Annotated in this window: 14 protein-coding genes; 5 read left to right on the forward strand and 9 right to left on the reverse strand. The window is 58.4% G+C overall.

What is annotated here, in order from left to right:
* Positions 1-124 precede the first annotated feature (124 nt).
* The 5 genes from NHU87_RS20045 to NHU87_RS20065 all read left to right on the forward strand — a co-directional run bounded on the left by NHU87_RS20045 (position 125) and on the right by NHU87_RS20065 (position 4,611).
* Entirely contained in the window at positions 125-958 is an 834-nt protein-coding gene (locus NHU87_RS20045) for a phytanoyl-CoA dioxygenase family protein (protein WP_253551867.1), read from the forward strand.
* 13 nt (positions 959-971) lie between these two features.
* Positions 972-1,388, forward strand: coding sequence for a RidA family protein (locus NHU87_RS20050; RefSeq protein WP_253551868.1), 417 nt, complete (start codon positions 972-974; stop codon positions 1,386-1,388).
* 177 nt (positions 1,389-1,565) lie between these two features.
* Entirely contained in the window at positions 1,566-2,231 is a 666-nt protein-coding gene (locus tag NHU87_RS20055) for a TetR/AcrR family transcriptional regulator (RefSeq protein ID WP_253552014.1), read from the forward strand.
* A 215-nt stretch (positions 2,232-2,446) separates the two neighbouring features.
* The gene (locus tag NHU87_RS20060) at positions 2,447-3,937 is read left to right on the forward strand and encodes a flavin monoamine oxidase family protein (RefSeq protein ID WP_253551869.1); all 1,491 of its coding nucleotides are present in this window, start codon (positions 2,447-2,449) and stop codon (positions 3,935-3,937) included.
* Positions 3,934-4,611: a c-type cytochrome gene (locus NHU87_RS20065; protein ID WP_253551870.1), complete on the forward strand. Its 678-nt coding sequence runs from the start codon at positions 3,934-3,936 to the stop codon at positions 4,609-4,611. The genes NHU87_RS20060 and NHU87_RS20065 overlap by 4 nt, the downstream gene beginning before the upstream one ends.
* Positions 4,612-4,712: 101 nt before the next feature.
* Here NHU87_RS20065 and NHU87_RS20070 read toward each other — a convergent pair whose 3' ends face one another.
* The 9 genes from NHU87_RS20070 to NHU87_RS20110 form a co-directional block, all read right to left on the reverse strand.
* The gene (locus tag NHU87_RS20070) at positions 4,713-5,375 is read right to left on the reverse strand and encodes a hypothetical protein (RefSeq protein WP_253551871.1); all 663 of its coding nucleotides are present in this window, start codon (positions 5,373-5,375) and stop codon (positions 4,713-4,715) included.
* 39 nt (positions 5,376-5,414) lie between these two features.
* Positions 5,415-6,068, reverse strand: a complete 654-nt coding sequence (locus tag NHU87_RS20075) for a c-type cytochrome (protein ID WP_253551872.1) — start codon at positions 6,066-6,068, stop codon at positions 5,415-5,417.
* A 9-nt stretch (positions 6,069-6,077) separates the two neighbouring features.
* Positions 6,078-7,562, reverse strand: a complete 1,485-nt coding sequence (locus NHU87_RS20080) for a flavin monoamine oxidase family protein (RefSeq protein ID WP_253551873.1) — start codon at positions 7,560-7,562, stop codon at positions 6,078-6,080.
* Positions 7,563-7,769: 207 nt separating this feature from the next.
* Positions 7,770-9,149 carry an NAD(P)/FAD-dependent oxidoreductase gene (locus NHU87_RS20085; RefSeq protein ID WP_253551874.1) on the reverse strand — a complete coding sequence of 460 codons (1,380 nt, stop codon included), beginning with the start codon at positions 9,147-9,149 and terminating at the stop codon, positions 7,770-7,772.
* Positions 9,150-9,160: 11 nt separating this feature from the next.
* On the reverse strand, positions 9,161-10,399 hold the full coding sequence (locus NHU87_RS20090; protein ID WP_253551877.1) for a thiolase family protein: 1,239 nt from the start codon (positions 10,397-10,399) through the stop codon (positions 9,161-9,163).
* Between the two features lie 17 nt (positions 10,400-10,416).
* Positions 10,417-11,976, reverse strand: a complete 1,560-nt coding sequence (locus NHU87_RS20095) for an AMP-binding protein (protein WP_253551879.1) — start codon at positions 11,974-11,976, stop codon at positions 10,417-10,419.
* A 10-nt stretch (positions 11,977-11,986) separates the two neighbouring features.
* Positions 11,987-13,120: a saccharopine dehydrogenase family protein gene (locus NHU87_RS20100; protein WP_253551881.1), complete on the reverse strand. Its 1,134-nt coding sequence runs from the start codon at positions 13,118-13,120 to the stop codon at positions 11,987-11,989.
* A 55-nt stretch (positions 13,121-13,175) separates the two neighbouring features.
* Positions 13,176-14,459 carry an acyl-CoA dehydrogenase family protein gene (locus NHU87_RS20105; protein WP_253551883.1) on the reverse strand — a complete coding sequence of 428 codons (1,284 nt, stop codon included), beginning with the start codon at positions 14,457-14,459 and terminating at the stop codon, positions 13,176-13,178.
* 245 nt (positions 14,460-14,704) lie between these two features.
* Positions 14,705-15,649 carry a WD40/YVTN/BNR-like repeat-containing protein gene (locus NHU87_RS20110; RefSeq protein ID WP_253551885.1) on the reverse strand — a complete coding sequence of 315 codons (945 nt, stop codon included), beginning with the start codon at positions 15,647-15,649 and terminating at the stop codon, positions 14,705-14,707.
* Positions 15,650-15,651: the final 2 nt, after the last annotated feature.

The raw sequence follows: 15,651 nt of genomic DNA on the forward strand, positions 1-15,651 counted from the left end.
CACTTCAGCCCCCAGCGAAACGAGGCTATTGATGCTTCAAAATAAACATAACGATCGTTGTGTTAATCTTGGGTAATTGCTAGCATCCAGATCGCCAAGTGGCATTTTCGAGGAGAAAGCTATCATGCAACCCTCTGTGCGAAAGGCGTTCCTGGAAGACGGGGCCGTCCTGATCAAAGGTTTTCTGAACGAATTTCAATTGGCCAAGTGCCGGGCAGCCTACGACTGGGCTGTCGAGAATCATGGCCCTCATGCGACCCGAATGTTCGACGGAACTGAGCAACAATCGCACGTCGACAATGCGAATCCGGTCGCCAAGGCCTGCCTTGAAGAGTTGGTGACTTCCCTGCCCTTTGGCGAGCTGTTCGCACAGCTCTGGGGCTCGGAGCATGTGTGGTACTTCGCCGAAGAAGTGTTTCTCAAGGCCGGTGGACACGGATCTCGCACGCTTTGGCATCAGGACACGTCTTATCTGCCTTGGGCCGGAATGCAGTGGGCCAATGCCTGGATCAGTTTCGAGTCGGTGCCCAAACAGAATGCCCTGGAGATCGTCCGAGGTTCACACAAAGGACCGCGTTACGACGGCACCACGTTTCGCGACCCAAATGATCCGACGCAACCTTTGCATGGGGGCGATGCCTTGCCGCGTCTTCCTGACATTGAGGCTCTGCGCCAGAACAATCCCAAGGCGTTCGACATCATTTCGTGGGCCACCGAGCCCGGCGATATCGTCCTGCTACATCCTGGTTCGCTACACGGCGGTGCGCCGGTGGATGAAGCCTTCCCGGATCGCCATACCTTCGTCTTCCGTTTCTTTGGAGACGACGCAACCTTTCGACCTCTGCCAGAGCACAGCGCCGCCGGCTACCCGCAACAGGGCGTGCTGTTCAGTGAGGAACTGTCGACCCTGAAGGCCGGAGATCCTTTCCGCCACCCAACGTTCCGCCAATTAATATAAGAGGAGCAACGCCATGAGTACTCAAGACCTGCAGCGTCAATCGATCAACCCTGGTCACACCCAAGCCATCTACGACACCTTCCATTTTTCCCAGGCGACGCGTGTCGGGAACATGATCTGGGTGTCTGGCCAGGTTGGCATCGATGCGTCCATGATTCCTGCCGAAGGCATCCAGGCACAGTCCCATCTGGCTTTTAAGTCCTTGAAAACTATCCTTGAGGCCGCAGGGGCAAGCCTGGCCGATGTCGTTGAGCTGATGACCTTCCACACGGATCTACAGGACGAAATCCATGCGTTCGGACGGGTCAAGGACGAGTACTTCCCCGAGCGCTACCCGGCCTGGACTGCTGTCGGCATCTCGCAACTGGCCCTTCCCGATCTGCGGGTGGAAGTGCGAGCTGTCGCGGTGATCAACAGTGGTCGGGTCTGACAGGAGAACGATTGATCGCCACCCTGCCCCTGGCCCGCGTTTAGCAGCCAGGGTGCCTTGAAATCGGCAATTGTATGATCACGACATGCCACGCCAAAATGGCGTAACAACGGTATATTGACGACTCTCAAACAATCTCCAGCGGCTCAACCCTCAATCAGGGAATCACTTTCTCCCATGCATGACGCCCAAGCTCCTTCCACGGATAGCCAGCAACCGCCAAGTGACAGTGATTCCGGACACGTCGCTCGCCGAGGACGCCCCGTAGGCAATCGTTTGGAAAAACGCGGTGAATTATTGACCGCAGCCATCGAGGTGATTGCCCAGGAAGGTTATGCCGGGACCTCAATGCGCAAAGTGGCCAGCCATGCCGGTTGCACAACGGGTGCTGTGACCTACTACTTCGCCAACAAGGAAGAGATGATCACTGCTGCCGCGCAGAGCCTGTTCGACGAATTCGACAATCTGCTCAAGCCCAATCAGGAACAGGTCGATGTCCGCGCAATGATTGAGCAGTGGTTGAACCTGACGCAGGCCAATGACTCGGCCCGTTGGCTTGCCCTGTTTCAGATGCTGGCCCATGCCCGGCACGAGCCGGTTTTTGCGGACGTCATTCAGAAACGTTACTCGCGGTTCCGTCAGGATCTCGCAGTCATTCTGGCCAAGGGCCAAACCCAAGGCATCATCCGCAAGGACGTTCCTTCCGATTTGCTTGCTGATCAGCTCAGCGCACTGAGTGACGGCTGGATGATGATGCTGCCGATCGAGCCGGAACGATTTGAGCCAAAACGCAGCAAGGCATTGATGGATGCCGTCATCACACTGATCAGCCCTTCTCGATAAATTATCAGTTCCCCTACCCTGTCCTCGCACCACTAATCAGGTTCGCTTCACCGGCGAAGCGAACCCTCCCGCACCACCGACTTCTCTCCTGCTCAAGCCTCGCATCAGCTTTTAACCCCCTCCTCTTCATTTCGCTTTGCTGAATCCCGCTTCCGCTATATATTCACATAACATCTGTAATTATAAATAAAAGAACATCCTTGATGGAGGTGAAGATGGACTCGGATCTCGATCTGCTGTCGGCGCAAGCGCGCCAACGACGATTGTTGTTACAAGCGATTGGAGGCGCAGCACTGGCCGGGGGACTTGGTGTCAGTGGGCGTGGCATGGCCCAAACCGGGCCTGCTTCAGATGCCTCGATACTTGACGTGGTGATCATGGGGGCGGGGTTGTCGGGCCTTACGTCAGCCAGGGATCTGCAAGCTGCCGGCTGCGAGTCGTTCGTTGTGCTTGAAGCCCGGGATCGGGTCGGCGGCCGTACCTGCAACCATGACCTGGGCAACGGCATCGTTTCTGAAGCCGGTGGCCAATGGATCGGCCCCGGTCAGACATCCATTGCCGATCTGGCCAGGCAGCTCGACGTCGCGACCTTTCCGACTTTTTACAAGGGCAAGGCGGTCTATCTGATGGGCGATGAAAAGGTCGAAGAGGATGTCAGCGATGGCCCGAACTCCAACACCGAAATCGTCAGCAAACTAAATAAGCTGGCAGAAGGCGTTCCCAGTAAAGCCCCGTGGAAAGCAAAGGACGCTGCCGCCCTCGATAAACTCTCGGTTGGCGAGTGGCTGGCCAAACAAGGGATCAACAATGCAGACAAGATCGGATTCAACATGTCCGTGAGTCTGACCTTCGGCACGGCACCTGCCGGCATGGGACTGTTGCATTACCTGTCGATCATCAATTCCTCTGACTGCAGCCTCGAAAAACTCGAAGGCGTAGAAGGTGGCGCGCAAGAATCGCGACTGGTTGGAGGCTCCCAAGTCCTCAGTTTGAAGATGGCACAAGCCTTGGGGAATAAGGTCAGGCTGGCATGCCCGGTCCGCAAGATTGTCGGCTGGGATCGTGATGTCGTCGAGTTGCATACCGATCAGGGCATCATCCGCACGCGTCAAGTGATTGCGGCCTTGAGTCCGGCATTGTGCAATCAGATTACCTTCGAGCCACCTCTGCCCACAGGACGCGCCGAGTTGCAGCGCCGCTGGCCGGCCCATGCCCCGATGCGCAAGACCGTGCATGTGTATGAGCGGCCCTTCTGGCGAGACAAAGGCCTCAACGGGCAGATTGTGCAAGTGGACGGTCCGCTGATCTGGGCTTACGACAATTCCCCACCGGACGGCAGCCTGGGTGTCCTCAGCGGTTTCATCAGGACAGGTCAATTACCCCATGACCCCAAAGCCGCACAGGACACACTGTCGGCGATCTACGCCAAAGCCATGGGCGAGCAAGCACTGCACCCGATCCAGTTCCATGACCAGGACTGGGGCAAAGTCGACTCCTGGAGCCTGAGTTGTATTTCCCCGATGCCGCCTGGCTTCTGGACCCAGTGGGGTGAATACCTGACCCCGGCCGCTGGCCGGCTGATCTGGTCCGGCACCGAAACGGCGGACATCTGGGCCGGGGCCATGGATGGCGCGATCCGCGCTGGTCATCGAGCTGCGATGGAAGCGCTACAGGCGTTGGTTCAACTGGGGAGGAACGCCCGATGAAGCGAAGCATCGTTATCGGGGCAATCGTTGCGGCAACGGCGCTGGCTGGATCGGCAACGATCTATGGACCGGAGCTGTTGGCGGGATATCGTTTCATGAATGCCGTGGATCAGCATGACGCCGAGTACCAGGCCAATGGTGGTGCGTGGCCACAACTGCAGGACACGTGCGCACTCTGTCATGGCGCAAGAGGTCAGCCGCGGGACGCCCAGTACGCCGCCCTTGCGGGTCAGTCTGCGTCGTACATCGAAAGCCAGTTGCACGCGTTCGCTGAAGGACGTCGATACAGCGCGCAAATGAGTCCGCTCGCGGCGAATCTGACGGACGAACAAATCAAGCATCTGGCCAACTATTTCGCCGAGCAGAAGCCGGGAGTGACGCAAGTCACGATGAAAGATGATTCCCTTCAACAACATGGACAGCGCACAGTTGCCGCCAATGGATGTGCGGCCTGTCATGGCGAGAAACTCTCGGGGGGGCCGCTGGCTCCGCGTCTTGCAGGCCTGGGACAGCTATATTTGACGGATCAACTGACTGCCTTCAAGCATGGACAGCGCAAAGACCCGACTCAGGCGATGAATGCCCTGGCCGGTTCGTTGTCCGACGAGGACATCAAGGCCATGGCGCATTATCTGGCCAATCTGACGCCCTCCGCGATTTCTGGCGGTCAGTAATCCAAGCCTGCTCAGGGCGGGCAGGGATGCTCACCGCCCTCCTCCCCAAATACGCCAAAAGCCGCCAAAATGGCGGCTCCGGACTTCTGGGAACAGATCGTTCAACGTGCCTGCAAAAGCGCCATCGAGTCCTTCGAACGCTCCAGTGCGCAGTAGGCGTAGTACAGATGCACCAGCAAATAGGCCCAGGTAGTCAGTGCGAGAACGTAGAAGTTCAGTAGGACGTTGGTATCGTCCCCAGGGATTTTATAGAAGTCATAAATGCAGGCGATGGTTAACGAGGCGAGCATGCCAAACATCACCCCCATCGCGTGCAGTGACTCTCCCGCGCTCGCCAGTCTCACCGCGAAGTACACCATATAAACCGAAAAAACCCCCCACATCATCACGTAAAAATACGGCAAGAGCGTGGCCAGAACGCTGGTCGAAATCAACGCGAGTGTGCCCACCAAGGCGCCGGCAAACATCATCAGTTCCTTGCGCACCGAGGGCTTATAGGCATGCGTCACCGCCATCAACCCCAGCACCGTGATGATCGGGATTCCGAAGGCTCTGGAAAAGGCGTCGCAAAAGTACGAAATGAGATACGAATGCTCCGATCCTGTGAGGAAAAATATCAGGAAGTTTATCGCGGAAAATGCAACCACAAACCACTCAAGGGCCAGTAACAGGTTTCGCCTTTTAAGAAACCTGATTCCGTAAGTCAGTCCGCTCGCGAGCAGTAAAAAACAGGCAAGACAAAGAACGATATTTCGCAGTTCCATAACGGTAGCCTCAATGCATCTGACAGAAAATTTGATGAGTTACTTGTGTTGCGGAGTAAGCGCGGCGAGGTAGGTGGCGATCGCCTTGCGTTCATCTGGCGATAGCGCGGCGGCGATTGCTTTCATTGCACCGCTGGGGTCGTTTCGCTCACCATTGGCAAACGCGTTGAGCTGGGTCAAAAGGTAATCGTGCCCTTGTGCAGCCAGACGCGGAAACGCGTCATGTCCCATCAACTGTTCACCGTGGCAGGCCACGCATCCCCTCGTCTGCACCAGCTGTTTGCCCTTTTCCCGCAAGCCCTCGTCAGGGGCGAAAGAGGCATCTGCGCTGGTAGGCTGCCTGGCATAGAAATTCGCCAGCAGATCGATGTCGTCGTGACTGAGAGTCATCGCCAACGGCCCCATATTGGAAGCGACCCGTTGCCCACTGGCAAAACTGCGCAGCTGCGCAGAGAGATACGCGGCCGGCTGGCCCGCCAGGCTTGGATAAAGGGAATTGAGCGAGTTGCCCTTGTTGCCATGGCAACCTGTGCACGCATCGGTCAGATGCGGCCAGTTTCCGCGATCGGTCTGGTAGGCCTCAGCAGAGGTGGTGATGTAATTCTGCAGGCGATAGAGATCGACAAGGTCTCGGCCGAAAATCGCCAACAGCACGGCAACGACTGCAATGACGCCGAACATGATTTTTTTCATCTTCGTCCCCTATGCCCGACGCAAGGCGTTGAGCACCTGCAAGGCGCTGTGGTGACCGGCGCGGACGGCGCCATCCATGTAGCCTGCCCAGATGTCGGCGGTTTCGGTGCCCGACCAGAACAGATTTCCGCAAGGTGGACGCAGCGCCTCGCCATGTGTCGACCAGAAGCCTGGTGGAATTGGAGAAACGCAAGTGATCGTCCAGGGATCGAATTGCGCCCAGTCATGATCATGGTAAGAGACGGGATTGAGCGCCTCGTCCCCTAAGGCACGTGCATAGATTTCGGTCTGCACGCGTTTGGCGGCTTCAGGATCGGCAGGTGCCGCAGCATTCAAAACAAATGCATTGATGACCCCGATTTCGCCATTTGGAGGCGAATTGTCGTACGCCCAAATGATCGGCCCATCCACCTGGATGATGTGACCGTTCAAGCCCTTGTCGCGCCAAAAAGGCCGTGGGTAAACCATCGCGGTCTTGCGTGCCGGAGAGTGAGCGGGCCAGGCACGTTGCAATGCGGCCCGGCCTTCGGGCAGTGGCGGATCAAACTGCAAGCGTTGGCAGAGCGCGGGATGAATCGCCATGATGACCCGCCGGGCTCGTATCTCGCCCTGATCCGTTTGCACTCTGACGATGTCGCGGTTCCAATCGGCAATCTTGCGAACCGGACACGACAAGCGAACTTTATCGCCCAGCAGCTCGGCCATTTTGCTGCTGAGAATCTGCGAGCCACCGACGATGCGCGTTCCCTGCGCGCTGTCCTTGATGGAGTCGAGCCGCATGTACTCGCAACCGGCAGAGTTGATCATTGACAGGAAATGCAGAAAGCCCATCTTGGCGGGCGTAACGCCGCAGGTCAGGAGGAAACTGGCGTTCCACCCGGCCCGGTCCTCAGGCTTGATGTTCTGTTGAGCCAGCCATTCACCGGCCGAAAGCTTGTCCAGTTCGGCAGCCCTGGGTGATTTCCAAGGGGCTGCACTGGGCACATCGCGCGACAATTCGCTGAGCTTTGCCGCGACAGTTTCATCGGTGCCGAACGTGCCTTTCAAATCGACAGCGACACGTCCGTCACCGCCGAGGATGACTGTATCGCCCTCGTAGAAACTGGGAAACGTACCCACCTCAAGCTCGCGCGCAAGATCCGCTACGGCCGTTTGTCCCGGGCCGATCCATTGGCCTCCGACTTCAGAAATGTACCCTGAGCCCAGATCATGATTGAGGGTGCGCCCGCCTACGCGATCTCGCGCTTCGAGAACCAACAGAGATTGGCAACCCGCCATATGCAGATCGCGGGCAGCCGTCAGACCGGCCAGTCCGGCACCAATAATCACGACGTCCAGTACATCATCTGAGCTGTCTTTCAAAAGCGCATCGGTGGCATTGGCCAGGCCGATGTTTAATCCAATCGTTCCGACTGCCGCAGAAGCGCCGGCCAGTTTGAGCAATTGTCTTCGTTTTAAATCCGGCGGTGCGTCAATGCTGGACTTGATACCCATGCTCGATGCCTCACATAACTTTATTGTTGAATTAATCGCTCATTGCAGAGCGTCGATGCGGTAGTAAAAAAGCGGTGGCAGAAACGCAAAAATCCATTTTGACTTTCCGCAGATGAGCGACTGCCGGGCAAACTTCAAGGCCAGCGCCACCACTAAAAATCAGAGTGTTGTCTTCCGTTAACCCTTTATTCTTTCAGCCCGTAATCCCTAACGATGGGTCGCACGCTCAATCTTCGAAGCCTTGCGGTTTGTGTATCCGTCGAGGCTGTTTGCCAACCCCAACGCCAGGTTGACGGCGCACCATTGCAGCGGCTCCGGCAGTGTCTTGGGTGTCTTGTGGCGCAAGGCAGCAAGGAGCGGATGTTCGATGCCACCCACTCTTTCCGCCAACAGATGCCCGATCAGGGATTGGGCACCGATCCCGTGCCCTGAACATCCTGCTGTGTAGAGAATGTTGTGGTGGGTTCCGGTTTCGCCCACCACCGGCAACGCGTCGTACGCCATGCTGACGTAACCGCTCCAGCACGATTGAATGTCGATACCGCGCAAGGTCGGAAAACGTGTGTTCAGCGTGGCTGCCAACTCGCGATAGGCGATGTCATCGGGAATGTTCGGCGTTTGCGAGCCATATACGTAGCCGAGGTGTTTGGTGGTCAGCAACAACGTATTGCGTGCCGTTAAACGATGACTTTCCATAGTCCAGTGCGGCGTCACCAACCCCTCTCGTCCTGCCCAACCCAATGAAGCCAATTGCTGCTCGGACAATGGCTTGGTTTCGATTGCCGACACCCGAAATGGAACAATCTTGTCGCGCAGCAATCCGATTTGCGGCGTATAGGCATTGGTAGCGAGCACCAGCACCGGAGCCGTTGCCCGGCCGCGAGTGGTTTGGCAGGTAATCGCTGGCCCATCGCAATAGGACACCAACGTCGTGTTCTCATACAGTTTCACACCCGCCTGGAGCGCTGCCCGCCGCAGTCCCATCACATATTTGCCAGGGTCCAGCGTTCCTCCGTGTGCTTGCAGGCATCCAAAGAGAAACGCTGGCGGAATGCCCCGTGCACGTAACTGCGCCTGATCCAGAAACTCGGTGCGGGAACCGAGCTCATCGCCGACCTCCATGCTCTTGCGCAGCTTTTTCTCCTGAGAGGGATGAACACCCGCCCTGATGATCCCGGAGGCGTTGTAGTCGCAGTCGATATCCAATTCTCGCAGTCGACTTTCCACATAAGTGACACCTTCGTCGTAGAACCTGACGATGCTCTTCGCCTTATCGTGACCGACACGCTTGAGGAACAGTTCGAACTCAATGCCCATGCTACCGGCGAGATAACCTGCATTGCGACCACTGGCACCGAAACCGGCGAACTCTTGCTCGATGACGACGACGTTCGCACCCAGCGCCGTAAGCTCCAGTGCTGTAGACAGCCCGGCGAAACCGGCACCGATCACGATCACGTCAGCGCTGACATCGCCCTCGAGTTCTGGCTGCAAGTCAACGGGACTCTCGACCCACCCACCCAGGCGGCGAAAATGCCCGCCGGCAAAGTGGCTTTCCAGCTCTTGCGCTTGATAGGTCATGGACATGTGATGCGCTCCTATCGACTCAGGATGTGAATAGCGACTGCTGCTTCCTCAACACCTTGAAGACCGCCGCCGTTTTCCTGGATGGCATGCCGCGCGCCGTGTACCTGACGCGCCCCGGCTTCCCCGCGCAATTGAGTGGTCAACTCGTACAACTGACCGATCCCCGTTGCGCCGAGCGGATGTCCTTTGGATTCCAGGCCGCCGGAGGTATTGATCGGTATGCGGCCACCCAGGGTGAAATCGCCCTGTTCGGCGCAAATTCCACCCTCCCCCAGCGGCGCCAGTCCGAGATTTTCCGACTGGATGATTTCCCCCATTGCCGAAGCGTCGTGTACTTCGGCCACATGCATGTCCTGCGGGCCGAGTCCGGCGATCTCGTAGGCCTGGCGCGCAGCCAACAGGCTGACGTGCTTGTGCGGCTCATCCAGTCCACGCAAGGTGAAACTGCGGATCACGCTGGCGGCGATTCGCACACAACGTTTCGGATCGGCCCCGATGCGTTTCAGGCCCGCCTCGGTGCAAAGGATCGCGGCGGCCGCGCCGTCGGACAACGGCGCGCACATCGGTAAAGTGATCGGATAGGTGATCGGTGGCGCCGTCAGTACCTCTTCGATGGTGAACGTCTTGCGAAATTGCGAATAAGGGTTGTGCACCGAGTGTTGATGGTTCTTGGCACACACCGCCGCGATCTGCCGTTGTGTGGTGCCGTAGGTCTTCATGTGCCAGCGGCACATGGCGGCATAAATGGCCATGAACTTGCTGTACGGGCGATCAGACTCCGAGCCTGGCGGAACAACGATGCCCTCCCCCATTTTGACCAGCGTCGCGTAGTTCTCCTCGGCGGTGGAAACATCCCAGCCGGTTTCGAACAGTGCCAGTGCCCGCGACTTGTCCGGCACGTTCATTTTCTCGGCGCCCAACGCTAACACCACATCGGTAGCCCCCGAGCGCAAGCTCTGCACCGCCAGATGAACCGCAGTACTGCCCGAGGCGCATGCGTTTTCGACGTTGTAGATCGGCACCCCTTCAATGCCGATCTTGCTGCACATCACCTGCCCCGGGATGGAGAGCTGGCCTTGTAAATGGCCATTGGTGATGCCGGCGTAAAACACCGCTTCGATGTCGCAGCGTCGGGCGCGGGCGTCTGCCAGAGCACCCTGCAACGCCTCCAGAGCCAGGTCCTGAAGGCTGCGCTCCAGATGACGTCCGAATTGGGTCATGGCGATGCCGGCTATGTAAATGGATTCCATCAGTTAACTCCTCGACGTCAGATCTGCCGATCAACGCTTTGCCAGTACTGGGCACGCAGATCCTTCTTCAACACCTTGCCAACAGGACTGCGTGGCAATGCATCAATGAAATCCACAGTTTTCGGAGACTTGACCGATCCGAGCCGGTCTTTGCAGAGACTGATCAGTTCTTCGGCGGTGACGCTTTGCCCGGCACTCAGCTCGACGACGGCCTTGACGCTCTCGCCCCACTGGTCGTCCGGAACACCGATCACCGCGCAGTCCTGCACTGCCGGATGGGCCCAAAGCACCTGCTCGACCTCGCTCGGATAAACGTTGAAACCACCGGAGATGATCATGTCCTTCTTGCGGTCGGTGATGTGCAGGTAGCCATGGGGGTCGAGATGGCCGATATCACCAGTGTGCAGCCAACCATCGATGATGGTTTCGGCGGTTTTTTTCGGGTCCTTGTAATAACCCTTCATGACCAGGTCACCGCGTACGCAGATCTCGCCTGACTCGCCCTGGGCGAGAATCTCCCCGGCGTCGCTGAGGATCTCGACGCGAATCAGCGGATTGGGGCGGCCGACCGATGACAGACGCTCGTCCGATGCCAGTCGTCCACCTTGCAGATGCTCGGCGGGCGGCAGGTTGGAAATCGATGCGGGCGCTTCGGTCTGGCCGTATCCGCCGGCCATCACCGGGCCAAAGGTTTCGATAGCATGCTTGAGCTTCTCCACCGACATTGGCGCCGCGCCGTAAAGAAAGTATTTCAACGAGCTGAAATCGACCTTCTGCGCCAGATGCGGAACATCCAGCAGGCGATAGATCACCGTCGGTGGCAGAAAAGTCTCGGTGACCTTGTACTTCGGAATCATCGCCAGCATCAGCGCCGGGTCCGGCTTGGTGATAACTACCACGGTGCCGCCCCGCGAGGTGCACGGCAGGGACAGTGTGCCGGCGGTATGGGTCATCGGTGCCGCCGCCAGGTTGACCGGTGGATGCTCATCCCCATAAGGAAAATTGATCATGAAGTGCGCACAGAACGTCTGGATGCTGCGATGGGTGTTCATCACACCCTTCGGCAAGCCTGTGGTGCCACCGGTTGGCGAGATCGCCACCACATCGTCGAGTTGATACTCAACCTCGGGTGGCGTGCTCGGCTGACCTTCGATCCAGACTTTAAGCGAAGGTGCTTCGGGCAGATGTTCGTCGATGCAAATCCATAAACGGATTTTCGGCAGGCTCGGGCGCAACGCGTCGATGATGGATGCGAACTCCTTCTGGAAAAACAGCACTTCGCAGTCGAACGCATCAAGCACATGACGGTTCTCTTCGGCACTGTTGCGAGCGCCAACCGGAATCCAGCACATGTTGGCGCGCCAGAGACCCAGTGTGCACGTCCAGGCCACGGCATCGTTCGCCGACCAGATCGCGCCCTTGGTGCTCTTCGGCAAACCCTCGGCCAACAGCGCATTGGCGATACGGCATGACAAGTTGCGGACTTCGGTAAAGGTGAAAACCCGGTCATCCTGGATATACGCCGCGCCGTGCGGATTGATCCGCCAGCCACGGTCGAAGAAATCAATAATCGCCATGTCGGTCACTTCACAGTTGGGTAACGGTTGCGCGAGCCAGGCCACGCTGTTCGAGGAAGCCCAGCAGGTAGCGATGACCGAAGGCTTTCGAGGCCGAGGCAAAACCCACTTTGGTGTTGTCGTTATCCAGCAGCTTGACCACTGCTGCAGCGTGCAAGGCGCCGGTGGCGATGTAAGGGGTGATGCCGTGTACGGTGGCACGCACCGCTGTCAACTGACCGCGGCCGATCGCGAAGTCGACGGTGCGTTGCAAGGTGCTGCGCTCGCGCGGTGGCATGCTCGGCGTGGTCGACTGCACGAGGCTACTGATCACCGCGTCCTGCTGCTCTTTCGGCAGGTGTTTGTACTCGGCTTCCCACTTCTCACCCAGGCCGTGGACCATTTTCATCACCGGGTTGTCGTAGAAACCAACGCAGGACATGCAGCTGCGCACCCGGCCATCCTCCTCGAAGAACACTGGCAGCGACGTGCCGCCCCATGGCAGGCAGAACACCGACTCCAACAGATCGGGACAGACCACGTTGAAGCTGGTATTCGGCGCATATGGCACCAGTGCCTTCTCCCACAGATAGGCGCCGGGGTAGCGCATGCCTTCGAAAATGGTGGCCGTTGAACCAACGGTCACACCGGCGGCGCCGGTACGTGGCCCACGGGTCAGGGTTGCGGTTTCCAGCGAATCGACACCCGGAGTTTCCAGGGCCAGCTCGGCGGCGATCTCGGCGTAGGTGTACATGTACGCGAGCGATGGCGACAGCAGCAGCCCAGCCTGGCGGTATAGCTCGCCAAACTGATCGCGCAAGGCACGAATGTGCGCTTGCTCTCCGGCCGGATCCAGATAATGACAGCCGGCCTTCAATGCCGCTTCAACGGCGGTCAGGCCAAAATTGATGAATGGGCCGACCGTGTTGCAAACCACGCGCGCGCCTTTGAACACTGAAGCCAGCGCTTCGACCTCATGGGGGCATTCAAGGATTTCGTAAGTCGCCGACTCCAGGCCGACGACGCGTTGCGCCATCATTTCCTGGGCGCGGCCAGCGTTGCGCGCCACGGCGGTGAAAGGGATGTGCTGGTCGATCAACCAGTCCATGATCAGCATGCCGGTGTAACCACTGGCGCCGTAGACAACCACAGGATATTTGGCCATCGGGATGTACCTCATTGTTGTTATTGGATGAGTGATGTCGGGTGAATCTTCAGGGTCAGTTGTTCGCCCAGCCTTCGGCATAGAGCTGCTGAGCCAGCAGCCCCAGGCGCATGGTCAGGACACGGTTCTCGCCGTCCTCGATCAGCGAAGACTGGGTGTCGCGCAACAGCTTCTCGATGGGGTATTCGCGGGTGGTGCCGTTGCCACCGAACAGGCGGAAGGCTTCTTGCACAACGGCCATCGCCTCTTCGGTCACCGTGACCTTGGCAGCAGCTGTGGCGTAGGGATGGGTTTGCGGCGACAGGCGAGCGAAGCTCAGCGAACGCCGGGCGACAGCGCGGGCGGCCTCGACACGGCGCAGCATTTCGCCCAGGCGTAGGCGGGTCATCTGGTGGTCGATCAACGGATGACCGCCCTGACGGCGTTCATGGCAGTACTGCAGCGCCATTTCGAATGCTGCGCGCGCAACGCCGGTGAACACTTGGCTCATGTGCGTGCCGGCAAACGACCAGGAAGAGCTGACAGCGCCGTAGTAGGTATCACGTTCGGCGATCGCGAAACGCCGAGGCACTCGCACACTATCAAAGTAGATTTCGCCTTGCGGCAGAGAGCGCTGACCTATCTTGTCCAGCGGCTTGCCTTTGGAGACGCCTTTGAGATCCAGCGGAATGATCACCGCAATACCATGCGGCCGACCGTTGGCATCGTAGAAACCGTCACCGTAATCGGCGCAGATCATGCCCAGGGCGACCTGTGCGACAGCGCCATTGGACACCCATGCCGAGCTTTGACCGTTGAGGATGATTTCATCGCCAACCACTTTGGCGGTCAGGTTGCCGATATTTCCTGGCTTTCCTGCCGGCCAATCACGCGCCATATCGAAGATCTGGTTGTCGCTGCCACGGTCGGGTTGGGTTGCCATCCAGCAACCGATTCGGCCCTGACAAAGTTCTGCCAACTCGGTATTGCCAGCGGCGACGGCCATTTGCAGCGGGAAGTCAGCACAGCCAAGGGAAACCGCCAGGCCGGCATCGCCCCAACCGAGTTCTTCACCGATCAGCGACTCGATCCGCACCGCCATCTCCGGTGGCAGTTGTGCCAATAACGCCGGATCGAGGCCCAGCTTGGCGAACTCGCTGAACATTGAATAGTAAGGCGAGCCTGGAGCAACGACCTCTTCCGGTGTCATGCGGTCCAGCTCGCGACCCAACGGGCGCAACACCTCTTTGGCGAAGCGGTGGACGGAGGCCTGAATCGCAGCCTCCTCTTCTGTCAGCGGGGTTTCGAAGCCGGAGAGTCCGGCGGCTGGCAGGGTAAGCGTCGACTTGAGCGAGATCATCAGAGTACCTCCATCGAGAATGGCAGGCCGTTGCGCTTTGCAACTTCCCGCGTCTTGTTATTTGCAATCGACTCTAACAAGCAAAATTAATTAACGCAACATTCGTTATGTTTATTATTTCGAGCGTGACAGAACACCTGCGGGCACGCGAAAACCGACCGAAGATCAGCTGAAATTTTCAGAGGTGGCGAAGCAAAACGGTTGGGAAGCAGGCATTGCGCCTGCCTCCCGACATCGCGCCAGAATCAGCGCTGAGGGACTATTCCTCGTCGAGAAAACAGAATGGGTGAACCGTCGCTGTTCAACAGCAACGCCGTGAGAGAAACACCGTCGCTGCTGGATTGCTCATGAAAGCTCTGTCCGCCGTCATCACTGCGTACGATCAAACCGTCGAGTCCCACCGCGATGACTTCTCTCCCGGAGACATCGATGGCTGTTACCGAACTCTTGCTTTGCAGAGGCACGCGTTTCCAGCTCAAGCCATCTGCGGAACCGTGCAGCAGCGTGCCGCGTTGTCCGCCGACCAGCAACGAACCGTCGCTCAGGACCGCCCCCGTCCACAAAGTGCCGCTGTAACCGGTATCGAGATAGCGCCAGTGCTTGCCCTGATCATCGGAACGCAACAACTGGCCGCGTTCTGCCGTGGCATATAACTGCCCCTTCGCATCGGTAAAAAGCCCCATCAGGTTCAGGTCGGCACGACTCGATCCCGGTGGCGCATCCAGCTTCTGCTCGATCCAGGTCTTGCCACCGTCGTCGGTTGTCAGCACCAGAGACCACAGCCCCACCGCGACGCCCTGCGTTGCGTTGAAGAAGTGCACTGCAAACAATGGCCGGTCTTCTGCACTGGACAATCGTTGAACCTGCCAGACATCGCCGCCGTCGCTGGTATTCAGAATCACGCCCCAGTGTCCGACCGCCCAGCCTTGCCTCGCGTCGACGAAGGAGACCCCGGTCAACGGTGTGGACAGCGGCACGGAAGTCGCCTGACGAAAGTGCTGGCCGTGGTCGTCGGAGAGCAACACCATGCCGTGATCGCCGACGGCAACGGCTCGCTCACTGGCCCAGGTAGCACTTAACAGAGTGGCGGCACTGGCGTTGCCGGTTTGTGTCGCTGGTACGGCCGGCAAGGATGAGGCCTGTAACAACGCCGGCAACAGCAGAACAATCAGAGGAATCAGGTTTCGCATAG

It is taken from the genome of Pseudomonas mandelii (assembly GCF_024138395.1).
GTDB lineage: Bacteria > Pseudomonadota > Gammaproteobacteria > Pseudomonadales > Pseudomonadaceae > Aquipseudomonas > Aquipseudomonas mandelii_E.

Bases quoted from the DNA above. Each gene is read 5' to 3' on its own strand.
- NHU87_RS20085 (WP_253551874.1), bottom strand. From the start codon at position 9,149: ATGTCCATGACCTATCAAGCGCAAGAGCTGGAAAGCCACTTTGCCGGC.
- NHU87_RS20105 (WP_253551883.1), bottom strand. From the start codon at position 14,459: ATGATCTCGCTCAAGTCGACGCTTACCCTGCCAGCCGCCGGACTCTCC.
- NHU87_RS20060 (WP_253551869.1), top strand. From the start codon at position 2,447: ATGGACTCGGATCTCGATCTGCTGTCGGCGCAAGCGCGCCAACGACGA.
- NHU87_RS20055 (WP_253552014.1), top strand. From the start codon at position 1,566: ATGCATGACGCCCAAGCTCCTTCCACGGATAGCCAGCAACCGCCAAGT.
- NHU87_RS20095 (WP_253551879.1), bottom strand. From the start codon at position 11,976: ATGGCGATTATTGATTTCTTCGACCGTGGCTGGCGGATCAATCCGCAC.
- NHU87_RS20070 (WP_253551871.1), bottom strand. From the start codon at position 5,375: ATGGAACTGCGAAATATCGTTCTTTGTCTTGCCTGTTTTTTACTGCTC.
- NHU87_RS20075 (WP_253551872.1), bottom strand. From the start codon at position 6,068: ATGAAAAAAATCATGTTCGGCGTCATTGCAGTCGTTGCCGTGCTGTTG.
- NHU87_RS20110 (WP_253551885.1), bottom strand. From the start codon at position 15,649: ATGCGAAACCTGATTCCTCTGATTGTTCTGCTGTTGCCGGCGTTGTTA.
- NHU87_RS20045 (WP_253551867.1), top strand. From the start codon at position 125: ATGCAACCCTCTGTGCGAAAGGCGTTCCTGGAAGACGGGGCCGTCCTG.
- NHU87_RS20100 (WP_253551881.1), bottom strand. From the start codon at position 13,120: ATGGCCAAATATCCTGTGGTTGTCTACGGCGCCAGTGGTTACACCGGC.
- NHU87_RS20090 (WP_253551877.1), bottom strand. From the start codon at position 10,399: ATGGAATCCATTTACATAGCCGGCATCGCCATGACCCAATTCGGACGT.
- NHU87_RS20050 (WP_253551868.1), top strand. From the start codon at position 972: ATGAGTACTCAAGACCTGCAGCGTCAATCGATCAACCCTGGTCACACC.
- NHU87_RS20065 (WP_253551870.1), top strand. From the start codon at position 3,934: ATGAAGCGAAGCATCGTTATCGGGGCAATCGTTGCGGCAACGGCGCTG.
- NHU87_RS20080 (WP_253551873.1), bottom strand. From the start codon at position 7,562: ATGGGTATCAAGTCCAGCATTGACGCACCGCCGGATTTAAAACGAAGA.